Source organism: Streptomyces sp. NPDC058335, assembly GCF_042723915.1.
In the GTDB taxonomy this organism is placed as follows: domain Bacteria; phylum Actinomycetota; class Actinomycetes; order Streptomycetales; family Streptomycetaceae; genus Streptomyces.
Window position 1 is genome coordinate 19777 of record NZ_JBHXHX010000006.1, and the last position, 22213, is coordinate 41989.

Sequence of the window (22213 nt, forward strand, 5' to 3'; positions counted from 1 at the left end):
CCACCCCCCCGTGGCTCGCCCCCCCCCCCCCTAACACACCCCCCCCCCGCTGGGCACCCCCCCCCCGGGGGGGGCGCCCCCCGCCCAACCCCGCCCCCCCCCCGACGGCGTACAGGCAGGGCTGGTTCAGCCGAGCGGGATCCCGTTCACCGGCAGCCCGTGCGTGGGCAGGCCCTGCAGCGGCAGACCGCCGAGCAGACCCACGACGGGGGCGGTGGGGCCTTCGGCGAGCAGGTTCTCGGCGACGGGCTGGACGGCGGTCAGACCCGCGCCGACCGCCGGCTGGGCCTGCGCGAGGGCGTCCCCGGCGCCCGGCAGCGCCTGGGCGACGTTCTCCGCCGGCAGCGTCCTGGTGACACCGTCCAGGGCCTGGGTGGCGTCCGGGACGGCCGGGGCGGCGTTGGCGGCGCCCGCACCGGCGGCGGCGAAGGCGGCGCCGAGGGCGGCGACACCGAGGGTCTTGACTGCAGACTGCTTCATGATGAATGCGTCCTCGAATACGGGGAACTGAGCGGTCCACGACCGTAAACACGGGACGCCGCTCACCGCAAACAACGAAATGCGGACGGATCGTGAAGACCCGTCCGCACCCGTAGCCCGGAATTACCGGAAGTTCAGCCTCAGTCGTCCACAGAACCGCTGGTGGAGGCGGTCTGCTGGAACAGCCATTCGGACTTCAGTTCCGCATAACCGGGCTTGATCACGTCATTGATCATGGCGAGCCGTTCATCGAAAGGAATGAATGCTGACTTCATAGCATTGACGGAGAACCACTGGAGATCGTCGAGCACATAACCGAACGCGTCGACAAGGTGCTCGAATTCCCGGCTCATGCTGGTACCGGACATGAGCCGGTTGTCCGTATTCACCGTGGCCCGGAAGTGCAGCCGCCGCAGCAGCCCGATCGGATGCTCGGCGTACGACGCGGCGGCCCCGGTCTGGAGGTTGGAGCTGGGGCACAGCTCCAGCGGGATGCGCTTGTCGCGGACGTACGAGGCGAGCCGCCCGAGCCTCACCGAGCCGTCCTCGGCGATCTCGATGTCGTCGATGATGCGGACGCCGTGCCCGAGCCGGTCGGCGCCGCACCACTGGAGGGCCTGCCAGATGGACGGCAGCCCGAAGGCCTCGCCCGCGTGGATGGTGAAGTGGTTGTTCTCGCGCTTGAGGTACTCGAAGGCGTCGAGATGCCGGGTGGGCGGGTAACCCGCCTCCGCGCCGGCGATGTCGAAGCCGACCACGCCCAGGTCGCGGTAGCGGTTGGCGAGTTCGGCGATCTCCAGTGCGCGGGCGGCGTGCCGCATCGCGGTGAGCAGGGCGCCGACGCGGATCCGGTGGCCGTTCGCGCGGGCCAGCCGCTCGCCCTCCCGGAAGCCCTCGTTGACGGCCTCGACGACCTCTTCGAGGGTGAGGCCGGCGTCGAGATGCTGCTCGGGCGCGTACCGCACCTCGGCGTAGACGACGCCGTCCTCGGCGAGGTCCTCCGCACACTCGCGGGCGACCCGCACCAGCGCCTCGCGGGTCTGCATGACGCCGACGGTGTGGGAGAAGGTCTCCAAGTACCGCTCCAGGGACCCGGAGTCGGCGGCCTCCCGGAACCAGAGCCCCAGCTTGTCGGGGTCGGCCTCGGGGAGCCTGGCGTACCCGGTGTCCCGGGCGAGGTCGACGATCGTGCCGGGACGCAGCCCGCCGTCGAGGTGGTCGTGCAGCAGAACCTTGGGCGCCCGGCGGATCTGCTCCGGACTGGGGATGGCGCCCTTCTGGATGCTCTGGCTCGTCATTTTCGCACTCTAACTCCTACGCGCGTAGATCGCCCGGCGGACAACTCGGTCGATACGCAACGGTGACCGCACGGCCGGGTGGAGTACACCGGCGCTTCTGACACTGTTCTGTCATGGGACAGCAAGCGACGCCGCTTCGGTCGGCCAGGCTGGGAAGGGCTATCGGTCCGGAGCCGCAGTCGGTGAGTGGAGCGGTGCTGCTGCTCCCCGAGGGCGAGGAGGTCTCCGCCCGCAGACCCTCACCGCTGTGGCCGAGCGCCTCCGTCCGCGCCCTCGGACGCAAACTCGCCCGCGCGGGGCGGGAGGAGGGGCTGGCCGTGCATGTCGTGCAGTACCGCTACCGCGGCTGGAACGGCAGCGAGGCCCACCTGGCCGCCGACGCCTCCTGGGCCGCCGACGAGATCGTACGGCGCTACGGAGATGTCCCCGTGTGCCTGGCCGGGGTCGACATGGGCGGGCGGGCCGCACTGCACGCGGGTGGCCATGAGGCCGTCAACTCGGTTCTGGCGGTCGCCCCGTGGCTGCCGGAGGAGGATGTGGCGGTGCCACCCGAACCGGTGAAGCAGTTGGTGGGGCGGCGGGTGCTGATCGTGCACGGCACCAACGACGAACGGACGGATCCGGAGCTGTCGTTCCGGCTGGCGGCGCGGGCGAAGAAGGCGAACCGGGATGTGTGCCGGTTCGAAGTGCACTCCGACGGGCACGGGTTGCATCAGCACCGGTCCGAAGTGCTGTGTCTGTGCGAGGACTTCGTGATGGGGGTGTTGTTCGGGACGGGGTTCTCACGGCCGGTCGAGGATGCCTTCGCGGCTCCGCCGCCCTTGGGGTTGCGGATGCCGTTGGCTTCGGGATTCGGGCGGTCGTTGCGGCGGTAGGCCGAGGGCGGGCGCTGGGCAATGGGCGGCGAGTGCCCCTGCTACGGCAGCAGGTTGCCCCTTCTCGACAGCAGGAACTTCTTGAAGGCCGCCACGGGGGGTGTGTCCGGGTGGCCGTCCAGCCAGGCGACGCCGATCTCGCGGGCCGCTCTCGGGGCGGTGACCGTCAGCTCGACCACTCCGGGACGGGGGACGGCGGGCGGTGGGAGCAGGGCCACGCCCAGGCCCGCGGCGACCAGGCCGCGCAGGGTTTCCGCCTCCTCCCCCTCGAAGGCGATCCGCGGGCGGAAGCCGGCCTCCTGGCAGAGGTCGTCGGTGATGCGCCGCAGGCCGTAGCCGGGCTCCAGGGTCACGAAGGTCTCGTCGGCGGCCTCGGCGAGGCGGACGCGCCGGCGGGCGGCGAGGCGGTGGTCGGCGGGGACGACCAGGCGCAGTTTCTGTTCGTCGAGACGGCGGCCGACGAGGTCGGGGGCGTCCGGGACGGGCGAGGTCAGGCACAGGTCCAGTTCGCCGGCGCGCAGCCGCTCCAGCATGGCCTCGCCGTAGTTCTGGACGAGGCTGAAGCGGACGCGGGGGTGGTCGGCGCGGAAGGCGTGGATCAGGCCGGGGACGGTCTCGGCGCCCATGGTGTGCAGGAAGCCGAAGGCGACCTTGCCGGTGGCCGCGTCGGCGTCGGCGCGGACCTCGTCGGCGGCGCGCTCGACCTCGGCGAGGGCGCGTTCGACGGAGGTGAGGAAGGTGCGTCCGGCGGGGGTGAGGGAGACGGTGCGGCCGCGGCGGGCGAAGAGGTCGACGCCGAGGTCCTGTTCGAGGCGGACCATGGCCCGCGAGAGGGTGGACTGCGGGACCTGCATCTCCTGCGCGGCTCGCGTGACGTGCTCGGTGCGGGCGACTCCCGCGAAGTACGCGAGCCGCGGGGCGAGCAGTGTGACGATGTCTTCTGTGTCACCGGACGGTGACAGCTGACCCTGTGACCTCTGCTGATGCGCCATGGGAACGATTATGGCGATTCCATGCATTGGACGGATGAGCGGGGCGGTCCGTACGTTCGAGGCATGTCTCCCGCCAGTACCGGGGCGTCCACCAGCGTGGGCGCCGTCACGACCGTTCCCGCCGCCGCCTCCCCCGTCTCCCCCTCCGACTCCCTCATGGCTCCGGGCGGTCCCGGTTACCGCCGGATGAGCTTCGCCCTCTTCCTGGCCGGGGTGGCGACCTTCGCCCTGCTGTACTCCACGCAGGCGCTGCTGCCGCTGATCTCCGGTGAGTTCGGGGTCGCGGCGAGCGACGCGAGCTGGACGGTGGCGGCGGCGACCGGTGGGCTGGCCCTGTTCGTCCTGCCGATGAGCGCCCTGTCGGAGCGCTACGGCCGCCGCGCGGTGATGACCGGCTCGCTGGCGGTCGCGGTGAGCCTGGGGCTGCTGATCCCCTTCGCGCCGTCGCTGGGCTCCCTGGTGGTGCTGCGGGGTCTCCAGGGGGCGGCGCTGGCCGGTCTGCCGGCGTCCGCCACCGCGTATCTCGCGGAGGAGGTCCGGCCGCGGTCCCTGGTCACGGCGATCGGCCTGTTCGTGGCGGGCAACAGCGTCGGCGGGATGAGCGGCCGGGTCATCACCGGCTGGGTCGCGCAGGAGTGGGGCTGGCGGGTCGCGGTCGGCGTGATCGGCGCGGTCGCGGTGGCCTGTGCGATCGCCTTCCGTCTGCTGCTGCCGGCGCCGCGGCACTTCACGCCGGGCTCGCTGCGCCCGCGGGTGCTGGCCCGCACGGTCCGCGCCCACCTGGCCGACCCGCTGCTGTGCCGCCTGTACGCGATCGGCGCGCTGTTCATGACCGTCTTCGGCGGTGTGTACACGGTCATCGGCTACCGGCTGACCGAGGCGCCGTTCTCGCTGCCGCAGGGCATCGTCGGCTCGATCTTCCTGGTCTATCTGGTCGGCACGGTGTCCGCGTCGACGGCGGGCCGGCTGGTCGGCCGGCTGGGCCGGCGCGGGGCCCTGTATCTGGCGGGCGGCACCACGGCCCTGGGCCTGCTGGTCTCCCTCGCCGACTCTCTCCCCCTGGTCCTGCTGGGTCTGGTGCTGATCACGGCGGGCTTCTTCGCGGGGCACGCGGTGGCGTCCTCGGCGGTCAGCAAGACGGCGAAGACGGGCCGCGCGCAGGCCTCGGCGCTCTACCAGTCCGCGTACTACATCGGCTCCAGCGCGGGCAGCACGGTCGGCGCGGTGGCGTTCCACGCGGGCGGCTGGGCGGGCACGGTCGGCGTGGGTGTCCTGGCGGTGCTCGGCGTCGTGACGATCACGGTGTTCGGGACGCGGGCGGCGCGCCGGCAGCCCCTGGTCGCCGCGCACTGAGTCCCTCTCCTCCCCCGGCGCCCCCTCGGGGGCGCCTCACCACCCCCTTCCGACCTGCGGGTTCGCCGACTCGGGGGGCCGTTGTCAGTGGGCTGCGGTAGCTTCCGAAGTACTGGGGCGCACAGGCGCGTGACAGAACGGCCACAGGGGTGGGTGGACGACGATGAGTGACAGTACGGCGACGGTGGACGACCTCGACGCCAGGCTGGAGAAACACCGGGTCGAGCTGACGGGGTACTGCTACCGCATGCTCGGTTCCTCCTTCGAGGCGGAGGACGCGGTGCAGGACACCCTGGTGCGCGCCTGGCGGAGCTACGACAAGTTCGAGGGCCGCTCGAGTCTGCGGTCCTGGCTGTACCGCATCGCGACGAACGTCTGTCTGGACATGCTGAACGCGGGCAACAAGCGGGCCCGCCCGATGGACCTCTCCGAGTCCACGCCGCTCGCCAAGGCGGCGCTCTCGCCCCGCCCGGACAACACCTGGCTGGAGCCCATGCCCGACGCGCGCGTGCTGCCCACGGTCGAGGACCCGGCGGAGGCGGCCGTCGCCAAGGAGTCGGTGCGGCTGGCGTTCATGGCCGCGCTCCAGCAACTGCCGCCGAAGCAGCGGGCCGTGCTGATCCTGCGCGAGGTGCTGGCGTGGAGGGCGAGTGAGGTCGCCGAACTGCTGGACACCTCGGTCGCCTCGGTGAACAGCGCCCTCCAGCGGGCCCGCGCGACCCTCGCCGAGCGCGCCGAATCCGGTGCCGAGGCCGCGGTGTCCGACCCGTTGGACGAGGAGCAGCAGAAGCTCCTGGAGCGCTATGTGGCGGCCTTCGAGGGGTACGACATGTCGGCGCTGACGGCGCTCCTCCACGAGGACGCCATCATGACGATGCCGCCGTTCGACCTGTGGCTGACCGGCCACGACGACATCGCGGGCTTCATGACGACGATCGGCTCGGCCTGCGAGGGCTCGCGTCTCCTGCCGGTCCAGGTCAACGGTCTGCCGGGCTTCGCGCAGTACAAGCCGGACCCGGAGAAGGGCGGTTACACGCCCTGGGCGGTGCAGGTCCTGGAGATCTCAGACGGCCGCCTCACCGGATTCCACTTCTTCCTCGACACCGAGCGGTGGTTCCCGCTGTTCGGGGTTCCCCTCCACCTCGAAGCGGAGGCCGACCAGGTCGAGCAGGGCGAGTAGCGCCGGGTCGGGGGCGCGCAGGCGTATGCGCCCCCCGGCCCGGCGGGCGGTCAACTGGAGCCGCGCCAGCAGGTCGACGGCGGTCAGCCCCGGCGCCCCGATCCCGGCCACCTCGCATACGACCAGGCCGCCCCCGGCGCCCTTCAGCAGGGCCCGCAGGTCGTCGCAGAGTCCCGCCACCTGGCTCCGGGCGAGGGGGCCGGCCAGGGTGAGTACGGGGGGTGTCGTCGCGTCCACGGGGGGTAGACCGGCCGGGCTTGCGTAACTCATCGTCGCCACACGGCTATGCCATGCGCTCGTTTGCCTAAATCCTTTAGCCAGATGCACACTGATAACCGCTGTCCGGCGAGAGGACTTGGAGAGCTGTCATGGTGCGCGTAGGCCTGACCCCGGAGCGGCTGACCCGGGCGGGCGCGGAAATGGCGGACGAGGTCGGTTTCGATCAGGTGACCGTCTCGGCGCTGGCCCGCCGGTTCGACGTCAAGGTCGCGAGCCTGTACTCGCATGTGAGGAACTCGCACGACCTGAAGACGCGGATCGCCCTGCTGGCCCTGGAGGAACTGGCCGACCGGGGCTCCGCCGCGCTGGCCGGCCGCTCCGGCAAGGACGCCCTCACCGCCCTCGCCGACGTCTACCGCGACTACGCCCACGACCACCCCGGCCGCTACGCCGCCGCCCAGTTCCGGCTCAGCCCGGAAGCGGCCGCGGCCAGTGCCGGAGCGCGGCACTCCCAGATGACCCGGGCCATCCTGCGGGGATACGACCTCGCCGAACCGGACCAGACCCACGCCGTCCGGCTGCTCGGCAGCGTCTTCCACGGGTACGTCAGCCTCGAACAGGCCGGCGGCTTCGGCCACAGTGCCCCCGACTCCCAGGAGTCCTGGTCCCGCATCCTCGACGCGCTCGACGCGCTGCTGCGGAACTGGCCGACCACGGAAGCAGGCTGAAGCGATGTCTCCCGAGATCCACTGGACCACCACCCCCATCACCGCCGGCCTCCTGCGCGGCGCCCTCGAGACCGAGCGCACCGAGCACGGCCTGCTGCCGCACCGCCTGCCCGCCTGGGCCCGCGCCCAGTGCGCCGACGAACAGCTGGCCATGGCCGAGTCCCAGCCGTCCGGCGTCAGGCTGGCCTTCCGTACCCGGGCCACCGCCGTCGAGCTGGACACCCTCCCCACCAAGCGGCACTACGTGGGCGCCCCTCCCCGGCCGGACGGGCTCTACGACCTGGTCGTCGACGGACGTCCGGCGGGCCAGGGCACCGTGTCGGCGGGGCACGTCCTGGTCATCGACATGATGGCGGGGAGCTTCGAGCGGCGGCCCGGCCGGCCCGGCACACTGCGCTTCACGGACCTGCCCGAGGGCGCCAAGGACATCGAGATCTGGCTGCCGCACAACGAGACCACCGAGCTTGTCGCCCTGCGCACCGACGCGCCCGTGGAACCCGCGGGGGTCCCGGACCGGCGGGTCTGGGTGCACCACGGCAGTTCCATCAGCCATGGTTCGGACGCCGCCGGTCCGACCGGTATCTGGCCCGCGGTCGCCGCGGGGCTCGGCGGGGTGGAGCTGGTCAATCTGGGGCTGGGCGGCAGCGCGCTGCTCGATCCGTTCGTCGCCCGTGTCCTGCGGGACACCCCGGCCGACCTGATCAGCGTCAAGATCGGCATCAACCTCGTCAATGCGGACCTGATGCGGCTGCGGGCGTTCGGGCCCGCCGTGCACGGGTTCCTCGACACCGTGCGGGAGGGGCATCCCCGTACGCCGCTGCTCGTCGTGTCGCCTGTCCTGTGCCCCATGCACGAGGACACACCCGGGCCCAGTGCGCCTGATTTCCGGGGGCTGGAACAGGGAGTGCTGCGGTTCGTGCCCATGGGGGATCCCGCGGAGGTGGCGAGCGGGAAGCTGACCCTGCGGGTCATCCGGGAGGAGCTGGTGCGGATCGTCGGGCAGCGGGCTGTCGATGATCCGCACCTGTACTACCTCGACGGGCGGGAGCTGTACGGGGAGGGGGACGTGGAGGAGTTGCCGCTGCCTGATCAGTTGCATCCGGATGCGGCGACTCATCGGCTGATGGGGGAGCGGTTCGCGGCGGTTGCCTTCGGCGAAGGGGCCTTCGGCGAAGGGGGCGGGGTTGGGTGAGGGTGGGCGCGCCCGGCCTTCGTTCGCCCCCACCGCCCCTTCCCGTCCGGGACCTGGGGGCTGCGCCCCCAGACCCCCGCTTTCGGCCTGAGCGGCCTCGTCCTCAAGCGCCGGACGGGCTGTTAGGCGATTCGCTCCCGTACCACCGGTGCCGCCTCGTACTTCGTGCCCGGAGCTGCGATGTCGTACGAACCCTCCACCGATTCCAGGGCGTAGGGGAAGCGCTCTGGGGTGTCGGTGTGGAGGGTCAGCAAGGGCTGGCCCTCGGTGATCGTGTCGCCGGGCTTGGCGTGGAGTTCGATGCCGGCGCCTGCCTGTACCGGGTCCTCCTTGCGGGCGCGGCCGGCGCCCAGGCGCCAGGCGGCGACCCCGATGCCGTAGGCGTCGAGGCGGGTGAGGACACCGGTGGCCGGGGCCTTGATGACGTGCTGTTCCCGCGCGGTGGGGAGGGGGGCGTCCGGGTCGCCGCCCTGGGCGGTGATCATGCGGCGCCAGGCGTCCATCGCGGAGCCGTCGGCGAGGGCCTTCGCCGGGTCGGCGTCCTTCACTCCGGCCGCGTCCAGCATTTCGCGGGCCAGGGCGAGGGTCAGTTCGACGACATCGGCCGGACCGCCGCCCGCGAGGACCTCGACCGACTCGCGGACCTCCAGGGCGTTGCCCGCGGTGAGACCGAGGGGGGTGGACATGTCGGTGAGGAGGGCGACCGTCCTGACGCCGTGGTCGGTGCCGAGGCCCACCATCGTGGAGGCCAGCTCGCGCGCGTCCTCGATGGTCTTCATGAAGGCTCCGGTGCCGACCTTCACGTCCAGGACCAGGGAGCCCGTTCCCTCGGCGATCTTCTTCGACATGATCGAGGAGGCGATGAGGGGGATCGCCTCGACCGTGCCGGTGACGTCGCGCAGGGCGTAGAGCTTCTTGTCGGCGGGGGCCAGACCGTCGCCCGCCGCGCAGATCACGGCGCCGGTGGTGTCGAGGACGTGCAGCATCTCCTCGTTGGACAGGAGCGCGCGCCAGCCGGGGATCGACTCCAGCTTGTCCAGGGTGCCGCCGGTGTGGCCGAGGCCGCGGCCCGAGAGCTGCGGGACCGCCGCGCCGCAGGCCGCCACCAGGGGGGCCAGCGGGAGGGTGATCTTGTCGCCGACGCCGCCCGTGGAGTGCTTGTCGGCGGTCGGGCGGGACAGTGACGAGAAGTCCATGCGCTCGCCGGAGGCGATCATCGCGGCCGTCCAGCGGGCGATCTCGCGGCGGTTCATGCCGTTGAGCAGGATCGCCATGGCGAGCGAGGACATCTGCTCGTCGGCGACCTCGCCACGGGTGTACGCGTCGATGACCCAGTCGATCTGTTCGTCGCTGAGTTCACCGCGGTCCCGCTTGGTGCGGATGACGGAGATGACGTCCATGGCCATGGCTTTCCTTCCGAGGTGCAGAAGCTTCCGGGGTGCAGAAGACGGTGCGAAAGTGTGCGGCCCCTCTGCCCGGTTCACGCGAGACAGAGGGGCCGCACGGGAGTCACTTGGTGAGGTGGTCCGGGCCGAAGGCCTGCGGGAGCATCTCCGCGAGCGGGAGGATCCCGGCCGGCGTCTCCAGCAGCAGGTCCGGGCCGCCGAACTCGTACAGCAGCTGGCGACAGCGGCCGCACGGAACGAGGATCTCGCCCCGGCCGTCCACGCAGGTGAAGTGGGTGAGGCGGCCGCCGCCGGTGCGCTGCAGCTCCGAGACCAGACCGCACTCGGCGCACAGGCCGATGCCGTACGAGGCGTTCTCGACGTTGCAGCCGGAGACGGTACGGCCGTCGTCGACCAGGGCCGCCACGCCGACCGGGTAGTCCGAGTACGGGGCGTACGCGTGGCGCATCGCCTCGCGGGCCAGCTCGCGCAGGGCCTCCCAGTCGACGGTGGCGGCGGCCGGGGTCACTTGCCCTGCCCCTTGTAGTAGGGCAGCCCGTCGGCCTTCGGCATGCGCAGGCGTTGCGCGGAGAGCGACAGCACCAGCAGGGTCACGAGGTACGGGGCCGCGGAGACGACCTGGCGCGGGACCTCGTCCACGCTGGTGTACCAGAGGAACATCAGGGCCGAGATCACCAGGGTGGCGACGGCGGAGACGTACTTCTTCTTCCAGGCCAGGTAGGCCGCGCCGAACACCAGCAGGATCGCCAGCAGCAGGATGAGGGCGTGCACGTTGGTGGTGCCGCCGCGCAGGTTGAGGCTGTCGGTGTAGCCGAACAGGCCCGCGCCCAGGGCGAGGCCGCCCGGCATCCAGTTGCCGAAGATCATCGCGGCGAGGCCGATGTAGCCGCGGCCGGCGGTCTGGCCGTCGAGGTACACGTTCGAGGCGACGATCGACAGGAAGGCGCCGCCGAGGCCGGCGAAGCCGCCCGAGACGATCACGGCGATGTACTTGTACTTGTAGACGTTGACGCCGAGGGACTCGGCGGCCACCGGGTTCTCGCCGCAGGAGCGCAGCCGCAGGCCGAAGGCCGTGCGCCAGAGCACCCACCAGGTGGCGGGGACGAGGGCGACCGCGACGACGGTCAGCGGGGAGAGGTTGGTGACCAGACCGCCGACCAGGCCGGCGATGTCGGAGACCAGGAACCAGTGCTTGCCGTTCAGGGTCTCCAGCCAGCCGGACAGCCCCGGGATGTCGAAGGTGCCCAGCGATTCGATCGGCGGGGACTGCTTGGAGGAGCCCTGCGGGGCGTCCTCGAAGGTGAACTTCGACAGGTAGCGGGTGGTGCCCAGGGCCAGGATGTTCAGCGCCACGCCGGAGACGATGTGGTTGACCTTGAACGTCACGGTGGCGATGGCGTGCAGGATGCCGCCGAGTGCGCCGCCGATGATGCCGAAGGCGACACCGGTCCAGGGGCCCCACTGGTAGCCGGCCCAGGCGCCGAACCAGGTGCCGAGGACCATCATGCCTTCGAGGCCGATGTTGACGACGCCCGCGCGCTCGGCCCACAGACCGCCGAGGCCGGCGAGGCCGATCGGCACGGCCAGGCGCAGCGCGGTGGACATCTGGCCGGTCGAGGTGATGCCGTCCGCGCCGGAGATCAGGCGGACGATCGAGGTGAGGACCAGCACGCCCGCGATGATCAGCAGGAGTACCGGGAGAGACATGCGGCGGCCGCCCTTGCCGGGCTGCTTCGCCTGCGGCTTGGCGATGGTCGCGGTGGACATCAGGCCGCCACCTCCTTCTTGGCGTTGTTGTTGGCGGCCGCGGCCAGCTCGGCGCCGACCAGCTTCTGCTGGCGGCGCAGACCCCACTGCCGTACGGCCTCATAGGAGATGACGACCGCGAAGACGATGAGTCCCTGCATGATCGTGGCGATCTCCTTCTCGTACGCCACCGGGGTGGCGTAGTCGAGGGCGGGGGACGCCTTGTCGAGGAAGGCCCACAGGAGGGCGGCCAGCGCGATGCCGCCGGGGTTGTTGCGGCCGAGGAGGGCGATGCCGATGGCGGTGAAGCCGAGGCCGGCCGGGAAGCTGAGGCTGTAGGTGTGGGCGTCGCCGAGCAGCAGCGGCAGGCCGGAGATGCCTGCGACCGCGCCGGAGATCAGCATGGCGGTGAGGACCATGCGCTTGGCGTTGACGCCGGAGGCCGCGGCGGCCGTCTCGGACTCGCCGGTGGCGCGCAGGTCGAAGCCGAAGCGGGTGCGGTTGAGGACGATCCAGTAGCCGATGCCGAGCGCGACGGCGAGGAAGACCAGACCGTAGATCTCGCCGACGTCCTGGCCCAGGTCGATGCCGGGCACCCAGCCGGACTCCTTCATGACGCCGGTGGTGACGTTGTCGCCGAGCAGGACGCCGAAGTTCTCACGGAGGGTGAGGTAGCCGATGAGGCTGGTGGCGATCGCGTTGAGCATGATCGTCGCGACGACCTCGCTGACGCCCCGGGTGACCTTCAGGACGCCCGCGATGCCCGCCCACATGGCGCCGGTGAGCGCGCCGACCAGGAGCAGCAGCGGGATCTGGAGGAAGGACGGCAGCGACACGTGCGCGCCGACCACCGCGGTCATCATGGCGCCGAGGCGGTACTGGCCGTCGACGCCGATGTTGAACAGGTTCATGCGGAAGCCGAGGGCGACCGCGAGGGCGGCGATGTAGTACAGCGAGGCCTGGTTGACGATCAGGACCTGGACGTCGGAGAACCCGGCCTGCTCCAGCATCAGCCGGTAGGGCTCGAACGGGTTCTTGCCGGAGGCGATCAGCACGATCGACGTCAGCAGGATCGCCGAGACCAGCGCGATGACCGGGCCGGCCACCGCGAGGAGCAGGCGCTCCTTGTCGAACTTCTTCATCGGGCCTCGTCCTCCGGGGCGGCTTCTTCTTCGACGTGCTCGAGGTGCCCGGACGCGGCGCCGGTCATGGCCGAGCCGAGTTCCTCGGGGGTGACGGTCGCCGGGTCGGCGTCGGCGACCAGCCTGCCGTCGTAGATCACCCGGAGGGTGTCCGACAGGCCGATCAGCTCGTCCAGGTCGGCGGAGATCAGCAGCACCGCCAGGCCCTCGCGGCGGGCCTCGCGGATGCGGTCCCAGATCTGGGCCTGCGCGCCGACGTCCACACCGCGGGTGGGGTGGGCGGCGATCAGGAACTTGGGGTTGTGGCTCATCTCGCGGCCGACGATCAGCTTCTGCTGGTTGCCGCCGGAGAGGGAGGCGGCCGTGACGTCGATGCCGGGGGTGCGGACGTCGTACTCCTCGACGATCCGGCGGGTGTCGTCCTGCGCGCCCTTGGGGTTGAGCCAGAAGCCCTTGGCGTTGGGGGCCTCGGTGACGTGGCCGAGGATGCGGTTCTCCCAGAGGGGGGCCTCCAGGAGCAGGCCCTGGCGGTGGCGGTCCTCGGGGATGTAGCCGACGCCCTGCTCGCGGCGCTTGCGGGTCGGCCAGGGGGTGATGTCCTCGCCGAGGAAGGCGATGGTGCCGGAGTCGGCGTTCTTGGTGCCGATCAGCGCGTCGATCAGCTCGGTCTGGCCGTTGCCCTCGACGCCGGCGATGCCCATGACCTCACCGGCGTGGATGGTGAAGGTGACGTCGTCGAGGACCTTCTTGACCTCGCCGGCCGCCTCGACCAGGGAGCCGGGGCCCACGGGCTCGGACTCGGCGCCCAGGGAGGCGCCGCCGCTCGCGTAGACCGTGAGGTTCTCGACCTTGATGACGGGCTTGTCGGTGACCGTCGACTCGGCGGTCTCCGGGGTGGGCAGTTCGCTGCCGACCATCATCTCGGCGAGCTGGCGGGGGGTCGTCTCGGTGGGAACGGCCGTGCCGACCGTCGTACCGCGCCGGATGACCGTGATCTCGTCGGCCACCGACAGGACCTCGCCCAGCTTGTGGGAGATGAAGATGACGGAGAGGCCCTCGGCCTTCAGCTCGCGCAGGTTGGCGAAGAGCGCGGCGACCTCCTGCGGGACCAGGACCGCGGTCGGCTCGTCGAGGATCAGGGTGCGGGCGCCGCGGAAGAGGACCTTGAGGATCTCCACACGCTGGCGGTCGGCGACACCGAGGTCCTCGACCAGGGCGTCGGGGCGTACGCCGAGGCCGTAGCGGTCGGAGATCTCCTTGATCTTCCTGCGGGCGCCGCCGCCGATGCCGTGCAGCTTCTCGCTGCCGAGCACGACGTTCTCCAGGACGGTCAGGTTGTCCGCGAGCATGAAGTGCTGGTGGACCATGCCGATGCCGCGCGTGATGGCGTCGGCGGGGCTGGAGAAGCTCACCTGCTCGCCGTCGACCGCGATGGTGCCCTCGTCCGGCTTCTGCATGCCGTAGAGGATCTTCATCAGGGTCGACTTGCCGGCGCCGTTCTCGCCGACGAGGGCGTGCACGGTGCCCCTGCGGACGCTCAGGTGGATGTCGTGGTTGGCGACCACACCGGGGAATCGCTTGGTGATGCCCGCGAGCTCTACCGCGACTGTCGACGGGGCGGTGAGCGGAGGGCTGCTGGACGCGTCGATGGCGCACTCTCCTCGGGAAAGGGGCCGCTCTACGCGCGTAGCGCCCCTGCTTTAAATAGTGCCCGGACCTGATCGATCTTGATTGACCTCTCGATCAGTCTCGATCCGTTCCGAGCATTCTGCCGCGCGAACGGGGCGCGGGGAGTCATCGTCTCCGCACCCCGTTCCGAGGCCGTAACGCTGTCATTACAGCGCTTCTTTGGCCATGCCTTGGACAGGTCTCGGCACGTCTCGACAGGCCGACGACACAGTCGTCAGGAGGTCTTCACCTTGATGGTGCCGTTCTTGATGCCTTCCTCGGCCTTCTTGACGGCGTCCTGGATGCCCTTGTCGCCCGCGAAGACCGGGTTGGAGTTCGACAGGCTCACGCCGCCGTTGGCGAGGTCGCCACGGACCACGCCGGTGGCGGGCTTGCCGTCCTCGACCGACTTGGCCAGCGTGTAGACCGCGCCCTCGACGTTCTTCATCGCGGACGTGAGGATCGAGTCCTTGTACGTCTTCAGCGCGTCCTGCTTGTACTGGTCCGAGTCGACGCCGATCGCCCACACCTTGTTGGCGTTGGCGGCCTTGATGACGCCCTGGCCGGAGAGGCCGGCGGCGGCGTAGACCACGTCGGCACCGGCGTCGATCTGACCCTCGGCGGCGCTCTCACCCTTGTCCGGGCTGGAGAAGCCGCCCTCGGCAGCGGTCTCGGTCAGGTACTGCGACTTGACCGTGACACCCTTCTTGGTGTCCGCGACGCCCTGCTTGTAGCCGGCCTCGAACTTGTGGATCAGGGGGACGTCCACACCGCCGACGAAGCCGACCACGTTGGACTTGGTCGCCTTGGCGGCGGCGACGCCCGCCAGGTAGGAGGCCTGCTCCTCGGAGAAGACGAGGTCGGCCACGTTGTCGGCCTTGGTCTGCTCGTCGTCGACGATGCCGAAGGTGGTCTTCGGGTACTTGGCCGCGGCCTCCTTCACGGCAGGCGCGTAGGCGAAGCCGACGCCGATGACCGGGTTGTAGCCCTGCTTGGCGAGGCTCTCCAGACGCTGGACCTTGTCGGCGTCGGACTCGCCGTCCTGCGGCTCCACGGCGGTCGACTTGTAGCCGAACTCCTTGTCGGCCTTCTCCAGGCCGGCGGTGGCGGCGTCGTTGAAGGACTGGTCGCCCTTGCCACCGACGTCGTACGCGAGGGCGAGGCCCAGGTTCTTGTCGTCACCGGAGGAGGACGACGTGGACGAGCTTCCGCAAGCGGAAACGCTGACTGCGAAGGCTGCGGTAGCAACACCAGCAACCGCGATACGGGACACCCGGCGCATGGAACGAGACTCCTTTGTGCAAGCGCCCATACCAGGCGCTGGTTCCGCCGCAGCGTAACGCGCGTAGACCAGACGGAAAAACCCTTCTGTCCGGTCCGTTATCGAGCTGTGGCCACAGTTTGCGCTCCAGCGTACGGACGCCGGAGCGCCGCTTGCGGGAGGCGGGGGCCGCTGGTCTGCGAGGACGCCCTTAATGGGCGTAGGCGGGGGCCTGAACCGGGGCGGTGCCCCGCCCCCGCCGCCCTTTCCCGTCCCGAGGCCGGGGGCTCCGCCCCCAGCCCCCCGCTTCGGCCCTTGACGGGCCTCGTCCTCGAACTCCCCCCGGACAGGGGAGCCCTCAGACGGGCTGGACTGCTCTTGCCGGCGTTCGAGGAGCGGGGTCCGAAGCGGGTGCCGGGACTCGGTGTGCGGGTGGGGTGCGTTACTTCGTGTTGACGGTGACCTTGCCGTCGATGATGTCCTTCTTGGCCTTGTTCACGGCCTCGACGACGTCCGTCATGGCCTTGTACTTCGGGTTGGTGTCGGCGAAGCCGACGCCGTCGTTGGAGAGGCTGCCGCGGACCACGCCCGACAGGGGCTTGCCCTCGTGGACGGACTTGGCCAGGTCGTAGACCGCGCCGCCGACGTTCTTCAGGGCCGAGCCGAGGATGTAGTCCTTGTACGCGGCCAGCGAGGTCTGGGCGTACTGGTCGGAGTCGACGCCGATGGCCCACACCTTCTTGCCCGCGGCCTCGGAGATCACGCCCTGGCCGGAGAGACCGGCCGCGTGGTAGATGACGTCCGCGCCGGCCTCGATCTGGCCGCTCGCTCCCGCCTTGCCCTTGTCGGGGCTGGAGAAGCCGCCCTCCTGGGGCGTCTCGGTGAGGTACTGCGACTCGATCTTGATGGCCGGGTCGACCGACTTGGCGCCCTGGATGTAGCCGGCCTCGAACTTGTGGATGAGCGGGATGTCCACACCGCCGATGAAGCCGATGTGGCCCTTCTTCGACGCCTTCGCCGCGGCGACGCCGGCCAGGTAGGAGGCCTGCTCCTCGTGGAAGACCATGTCGGCGACGTTCTTCGCCACCACGGTCTCGTCGTCGATGATGCCGAACGTGGTGTTCGGGAACTTCGCGGCGACCTCCTTGACGGCCGGCGCGTAGATGTAGCCGACGCCGATCACCGGGTTGTAGCCCGACTGGGCGAGCTGGGTCAGTCGCTGGACCTTGTCCGCGTCCGACTCGCCGTCCTGCGGCTCGACGTCCCGGCCGCCGATGCCGAACTCCTTGTCGGCCTTCTCGAAACCGGCGTACGCGGCGTCGTTGAAGGACTGGTCGCCCTTGCCGCCGATGTCGTACGCCAGGCCGATGCCCTTGCCGGAGTACTTGCCCGACTCCTTCTCGCTGGGCTTGGAGCCGGTGCTGGACTCGCCGCAGCCGGCCGCCGCGAGAGCCACGACCGCGACGGACGCCGCCGCCTGGATGAACCTGGTCCTTCGAGATATGAGACGCACAGCAAGCACCCTTCATCCCCACGGCGCCGTCACCGGCCCGCATTCCCCAATGTGACGCCTCCGGCACGGCTCCCCGACAGGCCGTACCAAGGGGCGATTTCGGCGCACAGTAACGCGCGTAGACGGGGAGGGGAACGGGGTTCCTCGTGGCCGTTATCGATTCGTGCCGCCCCCGGGTTACAACCGGGTCCCACGGGTTACACCCCGGTGACACAAGTGGACGAATGGGCGCCTTTCGGGCACCCCATCGTCCAGGCCGTCACCGGCGTCCCGCGCTCAGGCCGTGCGGGTCGCCGCGTCCAGCAGCGCGGCCGCCGTGAACAGTTCCACTCCTACGGTGATGGCGTGCTCGTCGGCGTCGAAGTCGCCCTGGTGCAGATCGCGGACGGTGCGCTCGCCCGGCGGGCGGACGCCGAGGCGGGCCATGGCTCCGGGGACGCGCTCCAGGTACCAGGAGAAGTCCTCGCCGCCGAGGCTCTGCTCGGTGCTCTCCACCGCCTCCTCGCCGCGGCGGGCGACCATGGCGTCCCGGAGCAGGCCGGTGACGTCGGTGTCGTTGACGACCGGGGGGACGCCGCGGACGTAGTTGATCTCGGACTTGGCGCGGTGCAGGTTGGCGACCTCGTCGATCGCGGCGACGACGAGGTCGGGCGCCTGCCGCCAGGCCTCGAGGTCGAGGCAGCGCACGGTGCCGGACAGCTCGGCGTGCTGCGGGATGACGTTCGGGGCGTGACCGCAGTCGATCCGGCCCCAGGTCACCGCGAGGCCGGCCCGGGTGTCGACGCGGCGGCCGACCAGCGCGGGCACGTCGACGACGACGCGGGCGGCGGCGGTGACCAGGTCGGTGGTCAGGTGCGGGCGGGCGGTGTGGCCGCCGGGCCCGTCCAGGGAGATCTCCAGACGGTCGCAGGCGGAGGTGATGGCACCCTCGCGCAGACCGATCAGACCGGCGTCCACGCGCGGGTCGCAGTGCACGGCGATGATCCGGCCGACGCCCTCCAGGGCGCCGTCCTCGATGGCGTCGGCGGCGCCGCCGGGCAGCACCTCCTCGGCGGGCTGGAAGATCAGCCGCACGGGGCGCGGGAGCCGGCCCTCGCGGTGCAGGTCGGCCAGGACCAGGCCGGCGCCGAGGACGACGGCGGTGTGCACGTCGTGACCGCAGGCGTGCGCGCGGTCGGGGACGGTGGAGCGGTAGGCGCAGTCGGCCTTGGTGTCCGGGATGGGCAGCGCGTCGATGTCGGCGCGCATCGCCAGGACCGGCGTGCCGTCGGCCCAGTCGCCGATGTCGCAGATGAGCCCGGTGCCGCCGGCGAGTACGCGGGGCTTGAGGCCCGCCTTCTCCAGACGCTCCTTGATCGCCGCCGTCGTACGGAACTCCTGGTTGCCCAGCTCGGGGTGCATGTGCATGTCGCGGCGGAAGGCGACGAGCTCGGCGCGCAGGGCCTCCGGCATGGTGCCGGGGAGCACGGCTTCCCCTGAAGGATCGGCCTCGGACTCTCGGGACATCAGTTGCTTCACCCTTTGAAGGGTAGGACGCCGGGGTGGTCGGCTGACCCACGATCAACAAAACTTCAACCTGTTAGGGGAAGAAAAGTTGGCCGCGCGGCGCATGGCTGGCGTTCGGGCTGGGTAAACTCGGCCGGTTTCGAGCCGAGTCGATCATGGCTTTCCGGCCCATCACTCAATCTTCCACCTTCACGGTTACCACGGCTCACCGGATGCACGCCCGACTGTCCACGGAGCGGACCGTCGGTGGACGGGCGCCCGGCGCTTCACGGGTTCGGCTGCCGGGATGCCGGGCGCGCCGCTAGAGTCCCGGCACGTGAGCGAACCGAACACCTGCTCGGCCCTGGCCGACGCCGATCCCGGCTTCGTCCGGGACACCCGTGCCGCGTACGACGCCATCGCCGAGGAGTACGCCCGTGCGTTTCCCGACGGGCTCGGGGAGCGGGTCCTGGACCGGGCGCTGCTCTCCGGGTTCGCGGAGCTCGTGCGGGCCAGAGGCGAGGAGCCGGTGGCGGACGTGGGCAGCGGGCCCGGCAACGTCACCGCGCTGCTGCACCGGCTCGGGGTGCCCGTCTTCGGCGTCGACGTCTCGCCCCGCATGGTGGCCCTGGCCCGCCGGGCGCATCCCGGGCTGCGCTTCCACGTCGGGTCGATGGACGCCCTGGACCTGCCCGACCGCACGCTGGGCGGGCTGCTCGCCCTGTTCTCGGTGATCCACGTGCCGGACACGCACCTGCCGGCGGTGTTCGCGGAGTTCCGGCGGGTCCTCGCGCCGGGCGGGTACCTGCTGCTGTGCTTCCAGACCGGGAACGGCGAGCGGCAGCGCCTCACGGAGCGGTTCGGCCAGGAGATCGTCCTCGACTACTACTGGCGCACCCCGGAGTCGGTCGCCGCCCACCTCACCGAGGCAGGCCTCGACGTCCAGGCCCGCGTAGCCCTGGAGCCCGAGGGCGGCGCGACACGGCCCCGGGCCTTCCTGCTGGCGCGCAGGCCATGACAGCCACCGGCTAGGACGGTGGGCCGAGGCGGCCCGCCGAGACCTCGGCACACGCCGGTGAGCCAGGCCCCCGGACAGCAGGCACCCGTGGCCAAACCACGCCGTCGAGCACGCGGGCGTACCTGCCGACGCACAGGGCATGACAGCCACCGACCAGGACAGTGGTCCCGGCCGGGACAGCCCGCCGAGACCTCCGCACACACCGGTGAGCCAGGCCCCCGGACAGCAGGCACCCGTGGCCAAACCACGCCGTCGGGCACGCGGGCGTACCTGCCGACGCACAGGGCATGACAGCCACCGACCAGGACAGTGGTCCCGGCCGGGACAGCCCGCCGAGACCTCCGCACACGCCGGTGAGCCAGACCCCCGGACAGCAGGCACCCGTGGCCAAACGCCGTCGGCAACGGGCGTACCTGCCGGCGCTCAGGGCGGGAGAGTCGCCGGGGCGGGCCGTCGCCGACCGCGGTCGGCAGCCGGGGGCGGGCCGGGCCGGCGGCACGCGCGCCTGTCGGCGGGTACGCCGGGATGGTCGCCGGCGCGCGCTCGGCGTGGCCCGGCGGAGTCGTCCGGCGGGTCAGGCTGTTGTGACCGTGGCCAGGCGGTCGACGCCGCGGGCTGTTCCGGTGACGCCGGAGAGGAAGCCCTGGGCTCGGGGGGAGGCGTTCTGGGTGAGCCAGGCCGGGTCGATGTCGCAGACCGCGACGCGGACCTCCGTACCGACGAGGGCCAGCGGGAGGGTGTGGACGACCGTGGAGGGGAAGCTCAGGACGGTTCTGCCGATGGGGCCTCTGCGGGCGATGAGTTCGAGGGGGAGGTCGGGGCGGACGACCTCCAGGCCCGTCTCCACGGCCAGGCGGTGCAGTTTCTCGGCGCCCTCGCGGCGGTGGGCGAAGTAGCGGGCGGCGCCGTGGGTCCGGGCGAGGACGCCGACGGCGTGCAGATAGCGGTCGCCGTCGACGACGCCGGTCTCGACGAGGGACGTACCGACCATGTCGGCGCCCTTCGTCACGCGGGGTGGGCCGAAGCGCTCGCGGGTCCAGGCAAAGGTGTTGGGGGTGACGGAGACGCCGTCCGGCGCGTCCTCGATCGGCATGGAGGAGAAGACCTCCACGCGGCGGGCCGGGCCGGGGGTGAGGCGGCGCCGGGCCACGCCGGACACCGGGGCGAACAGCAGGTCGCGAGGGCCGGGACGGCCGCCCTTGCGGTGCCAGCGCACCAGCCGTTCGCCGCGGGCGAGCTGGCCGACGAACTCCATGGTGGCCGTGCCGTCGTCGACGACGACCAGGTCGTCGGCGCGGGTGATGGTCAGCAGCAGCTGGACGTAACGGGAGAAGGGGTCTCCCATGACGATCCGGTGGGCGTGGCGCAGCTCGCGGGTCAGGCCGCCGATGGTGCGGAAGGGGGCCGCGGGGCCGCCGCGGGCCTCCTCCCAGCGGACCTCGTGGCCGTCGTGGCGGGCCAGTTCGGCCATGCGGCGCAGCTGGCCGCGGGTCATCGGGTCGGTCGGGGACAGAACGACGAGGGTGACCCCCGCGCCGGGCTCCTCCTGGGGACGGGGTCCCCGGGAGTGGGCCCACTCCAGGACGTTCAGGAGCTGTACCGGGCTCTCGACGAACGCGAGGGTGTGGGGGGTGGTGCCGGGTTTCCCGGCGCGAGGGCTCATCGTCGTACGACCGTCCCGTAGGGCACTGGTAGCGGCAGTCGGAGAGGTTCCGGGGTCAGACGCCGACGGGCTCGCCGGCCGCCGCGGCGATCTCCGCCTCGGTGACGACGCCCGAGACGCGGCGCAGCTTCTTCATCGGGCCCAGCTCCGACTCGTAGACCTTCTTGACGCCGTCGCCGAGCGAGGCCTCGATGGTGCGGATGTCGCGGACGAGGCGGGTGAGGCCCTGCGGCTCCACGGAGGCGGCCTGGTCGGAGCCCCACATGGCGCGGTCGAGGGTGATGTGGCGCTCGACGAAGGCGGCGCCGAGGGCGACCGCGGCGAGGGTGGTCTGCAGGCCCGTCTCGTGGCCGGAGTAGCCGATCGGGACGTTGGGGAACTCGGCCTGGAGGGTGTTGATGACGCGGAGGTTCAGCTCCTCGGCCTTCGCCGGGTACGTCGAGGTGGCGTGGCAGAGCAGGATGTTGTCGCTGCCCAGAACCTCGACGGCGTGGCGGATCTGCTTCGGGGTGGACATGCCGGTGGAGAGGATGACCGTGCGGCCCGTCGAGCGCAGGGCGCGGAGCAGCTCGTCGTCGGTGAGGGACGCGGAGGCCACCTTGTGGGCGGGGACGTCGAACTTCTCCAGGAAGGCGACGGCCTCGGTGTCCCACGGGGAGGCGAACCACGCGATCCCCTTCTCCTTGCAGTACTCGTCGATCCGGCGGTACTCGTCCTCGCCGAACTCCACGCGGTGGCGGTAGTCGATGTACGTCATCCGGCCCCAGGGGGTGTCGCGCTCGATGTCCCACTGGTCGCGCGGGGTGCAGATCTCCGGGGTGCGCTTCTGGAACTTCACGGCGTCGCAGCCGGCCTCGGCGGCCGCGTCGATGAGCTTGAAGGCGTTCTCCAGCTCACCGTTGTGGTTGATGCCGATCTCGCCGCAGATGTAGACGGGGTGGCCGGGGCCTGCCGTACGCGAACCGAACTGGCGGAGGCGGGAGTTGGTGCTCAT

At 71.2% G+C, this 22213-nt stretch carries 20 protein-coding genes; 6 read left to right on the forward strand and 14 right to left on the reverse strand.

Features of this window, described 5'->3' with window-relative positions; all coding sequences use genetic code 11:
* Positions 1 to 126: 126 nt before the first annotated feature.
* Positions 127 to 480 (reverse strand): ATP-binding protein, encoded by a 354-nt coding sequence (locus ACFWJX_RS12655; protein ID WP_383240889.1) that lies wholly within the window; start codon positions 478 to 480, stop codon positions 127 to 129.
* Between the two features lie 140 nt (positions 481 to 620).
* A complete protein-coding gene (locus ACFWJX_RS12660) occupies positions 621 to 1778 on the reverse strand; it encodes an adenosine deaminase (RefSeq protein WP_383240892.1) in 1158 nt (385 codons plus the stop codon).
* A 113-nt stretch (positions 1779 to 1891) separates the two neighbouring features.
* Between ACFWJX_RS12660 and ACFWJX_RS12665 the strand changes: the two genes are divergently transcribed.
* Entirely contained in the window at positions 1892 to 2653 is a 762-nt protein-coding gene (locus ACFWJX_RS12665; RefSeq protein ID WP_383240895.1) for an alpha/beta hydrolase family protein, read from the forward strand.
* Positions 2654 to 2694: 41 nt separating this feature from the next.
* On the opposite strand, the gene ACFWJX_RS12670 is transcribed toward ACFWJX_RS12665, so the two are convergent.
* Positions 2695 to 3645, reverse strand: coding sequence for a LysR substrate-binding domain-containing protein (locus ACFWJX_RS12670; RefSeq protein WP_319262389.1), 951 nt, complete (start codon positions 3643 to 3645; stop codon positions 2695 to 2697).
* A gap of 63 nt (positions 3646 to 3708) precedes the next feature.
* Here ACFWJX_RS12670 and ACFWJX_RS12675 point away from each other — a divergent pair, with 63 nt between their 5' ends.
* Positions 3709 to 4998, forward strand: a complete 1290-nt coding sequence (locus ACFWJX_RS12675) for an MFS transporter (RefSeq protein WP_383240898.1) — start codon at positions 3709 to 3711, stop codon at positions 4996 to 4998.
* 163 nt (positions 4999 to 5161) lie between these two features.
* Positions 5162 to 6178 carry a sigma-70 family RNA polymerase sigma factor gene (locus tag ACFWJX_RS12680; RefSeq protein WP_383240901.1) on the forward strand — a complete coding sequence of 339 codons (1017 nt, stop codon included), beginning with the start codon at positions 5162 to 5164 and terminating at the stop codon, positions 6176 to 6178.
* On the opposite strand, the gene ACFWJX_RS12685 is transcribed toward ACFWJX_RS12680, so the two are convergent.
* Positions 6062 to 6448, reverse strand: coding sequence for an STAS domain-containing protein (locus ACFWJX_RS12685; RefSeq protein WP_383240904.1), 387 nt, complete (start codon positions 6446 to 6448; stop codon positions 6062 to 6064). The two genes, ACFWJX_RS12680 and ACFWJX_RS12685, sit on opposite strands and share 117 nt — an antisense overlap.
* 98 nt (positions 6449 to 6546) lie before the next feature.
* Here ACFWJX_RS12685 and ACFWJX_RS12690 point away from each other — a divergent pair, with 98 nt between their 5' ends.
* Positions 6547 to 7125, forward strand: a complete 579-nt coding sequence (locus ACFWJX_RS12690; protein ID WP_383240906.1) for a TetR/AcrR family transcriptional regulator — start codon at positions 6547 to 6549, stop codon at positions 7123 to 7125.
* A 4-nt stretch (positions 7126 to 7129) separates the two neighbouring features.
* Positions 7130 to 8317, forward strand: a complete 1188-nt coding sequence (locus ACFWJX_RS12695) for a GDSL-type esterase/lipase family protein (protein ID WP_383240909.1) — start codon at positions 7130 to 7132, stop codon at positions 8315 to 8317.
* Positions 8318 to 8439: 122 nt separating this feature from the next.
* On the opposite strand, the gene ACFWJX_RS12700 is transcribed toward ACFWJX_RS12695, so the two are convergent.
* The 8 genes from ACFWJX_RS12700 to ACFWJX_RS12735 all read right to left on the reverse strand — a co-directional run bounded on the left by ACFWJX_RS12700 (position 8440) and on the right by ACFWJX_RS12735 (position 18559).
* On the reverse strand, positions 8440 to 9717 hold the full coding sequence (locus ACFWJX_RS12700) for a thymidine phosphorylase (RefSeq protein ID WP_383240912.1): 1278 nt from the start codon (positions 9715 to 9717) through the stop codon (positions 8440 to 8442).
* Between the two features lie 109 nt (positions 9718 to 9826).
* On the reverse strand, positions 9827 to 10231 hold the full coding sequence (locus tag ACFWJX_RS12705) for a cytidine deaminase (protein WP_383240915.1): 405 nt from the start codon (positions 10229 to 10231) through the stop codon (positions 9827 to 9829).
* Entirely contained in the window at positions 10228 to 11490 is a 1263-nt protein-coding gene (locus ACFWJX_RS12710; protein WP_383240918.1) for an ABC transporter permease, read from the reverse strand. Before ACFWJX_RS12710 ends, ACFWJX_RS12705 begins: the two co-directional genes overlap by 4 nt.
* On the reverse strand, positions 11490 to 12611 hold the full coding sequence (locus ACFWJX_RS12715) for an ABC transporter permease (RefSeq protein WP_383240921.1): 1122 nt from the start codon (positions 12609 to 12611) through the stop codon (positions 11490 to 11492). Before ACFWJX_RS12715 ends, ACFWJX_RS12710 begins: the two co-directional genes overlap by 1 nt.
* On the reverse strand, positions 12608 to 14260 hold the full coding sequence (locus tag ACFWJX_RS12720; RefSeq protein WP_383241855.1) for an ABC transporter ATP-binding protein: 1653 nt from the start codon (positions 14258 to 14260) through the stop codon (positions 12608 to 12610). The genes ACFWJX_RS12715 and ACFWJX_RS12720 overlap by 4 nt, the downstream gene beginning before the upstream one ends.
* 254 nt (positions 14261 to 14514) lie before the next feature.
* On the reverse strand, positions 14515 to 15561 hold the full coding sequence (locus ACFWJX_RS12725) for a BMP family protein (RefSeq protein WP_383240924.1): 1047 nt from the start codon (positions 15559 to 15561) through the stop codon (positions 14515 to 14517).
* A gap of 421 nt (positions 15562 to 15982) precedes the next feature.
* Positions 15983 to 17044, reverse strand: coding sequence for a BMP family protein (locus tag ACFWJX_RS12730; RefSeq protein ID WP_383241857.1), 1062 nt, complete (start codon positions 17042 to 17044; stop codon positions 15983 to 15985).
* Positions 17045 to 17329: 285 nt separating this feature from the next.
* A complete protein-coding gene (locus tag ACFWJX_RS12735) occupies positions 17330 to 18559 on the reverse strand; it encodes an amidohydrolase (RefSeq protein WP_383241860.1) in 1230 nt (409 codons plus the stop codon).
* A 316-nt stretch (positions 18560 to 18875) separates the two neighbouring features.
* Between ACFWJX_RS12735 and ACFWJX_RS12740 the strand changes: the two genes are divergently transcribed.
* Complete coding sequence (locus ACFWJX_RS12740) at positions 18876 to 19556, forward strand: class I SAM-dependent DNA methyltransferase (RefSeq protein WP_383240927.1); 681 nt, start codon at positions 18876 to 18878, stop codon at positions 19554 to 19556.
* Positions 19557 to 20130: 574 nt separating this feature from the next.
* Here the strand turns inward: ACFWJX_RS12740 and ACFWJX_RS12745 are convergent.
* Both ACFWJX_RS12745 and ACFWJX_RS12750 read right to left on the reverse strand, forming a co-directional pair.
* The gene (locus ACFWJX_RS12745; RefSeq protein WP_383240930.1) at positions 20131 to 21219 is read right to left on the reverse strand and encodes a hypothetical protein; all 1089 of its coding nucleotides are present in this window, start codon (positions 21217 to 21219) and stop codon (positions 20131 to 20133) included.
* 55 nt (positions 21220 to 21274) lie between these two features.
* On the reverse strand, positions 21275 to 22213 hold the full coding sequence (locus ACFWJX_RS12750; protein WP_383240933.1) for an N-acetylneuraminate synthase family protein: 939 nt from the start codon (positions 22211 to 22213) through the stop codon (positions 21275 to 21277).

Bases quoted from the DNA above. Each gene is read 5' to 3' on its own strand.
- ACFWJX_RS12655 (WP_383240889.1), bottom strand. From the start codon at position 480: ATGAAGCAGTCTGCAGTCAAGACCCTCGGTGTCGCCGCCCTCGGCGCC.
- ACFWJX_RS12660 (WP_383240892.1), bottom strand. From the start codon at position 1,778: ATGACGAGCCAGAGCATCCAGAAGGGCGCCATCCCCAGTCCGGAGCAG.
- ACFWJX_RS12665 (WP_383240895.1), top strand. From the start codon at position 1,892: ATGGGACAGCAAGCGACGCCGCTTCGGTCGGCCAGGCTGGGAAGGGCT.
- ACFWJX_RS12670 (WP_319262389.1), bottom strand. From the start codon at position 3,645: ATGGCGCATCAGCAGAGGTCACAGGGTCAGCTGTCACCGTCCGGTGAC.
- ACFWJX_RS12675 (WP_383240898.1), top strand. From the start codon at position 3,709: ATGTCTCCCGCCAGTACCGGGGCGTCCACCAGCGTGGGCGCCGTCACG.
- ACFWJX_RS12680 (WP_383240901.1), top strand. From the start codon at position 5,162: ATGAGTGACAGTACGGCGACGGTGGACGACCTCGACGCCAGGCTGGAG.
- ACFWJX_RS12685 (WP_383240904.1), bottom strand. From the start codon at position 6,448: ATGAGTTACGCAAGCCCGGCCGGTCTACCCCCCGTGGACGCGACGACA.
- ACFWJX_RS12690 (WP_383240906.1), top strand. From the start codon at position 6,547: ATGGTGCGCGTAGGCCTGACCCCGGAGCGGCTGACCCGGGCGGGCGCG.
- ACFWJX_RS12695 (WP_383240909.1), top strand. From the start codon at position 7,130: ATGTCTCCCGAGATCCACTGGACCACCACCCCCATCACCGCCGGCCTC.
- ACFWJX_RS12700 (WP_383240912.1), bottom strand. From the start codon at position 9,717: ATGGACGTCATCTCCGTCATCCGCACCAAGCGGGACCGCGGTGAACTC.
- ACFWJX_RS12710 (WP_383240918.1), bottom strand. From the start codon at position 11,490: ATGTCCACCGCGACCATCGCCAAGCCGCAGGCGAAGCAGCCCGGCAAG.
- ACFWJX_RS12715 (WP_383240921.1), bottom strand. From the start codon at position 12,611: ATGAAGAAGTTCGACAAGGAGCGCCTGCTCCTCGCGGTGGCCGGCCCG.
- ACFWJX_RS12725 (WP_383240924.1), bottom strand. From the start codon at position 15,561: ATGCGCCGGGTGTCCCGTATCGCGGTTGCTGGTGTTGCTACCGCAGCC.
- ACFWJX_RS12735 (WP_383241860.1), bottom strand. From the start codon at position 18,559: ATGTCCCGAGAGTCCGAGGCCGATCCTTCAGGGGAAGCCGTGCTCCCC.
- ACFWJX_RS12745 (WP_383240930.1), bottom strand. From the start codon at position 21,219: ATGAGCCCTCGCGCCGGGAAACCCGGCACCACCCCCCACACCCTCGCG.
- ACFWJX_RS12750 (WP_383240933.1), bottom strand. From the start codon at position 22,213: ATGAGCACCAACTCCCGCCTCCGCCAGTTCGGTTCGCGTACGGCAGGC.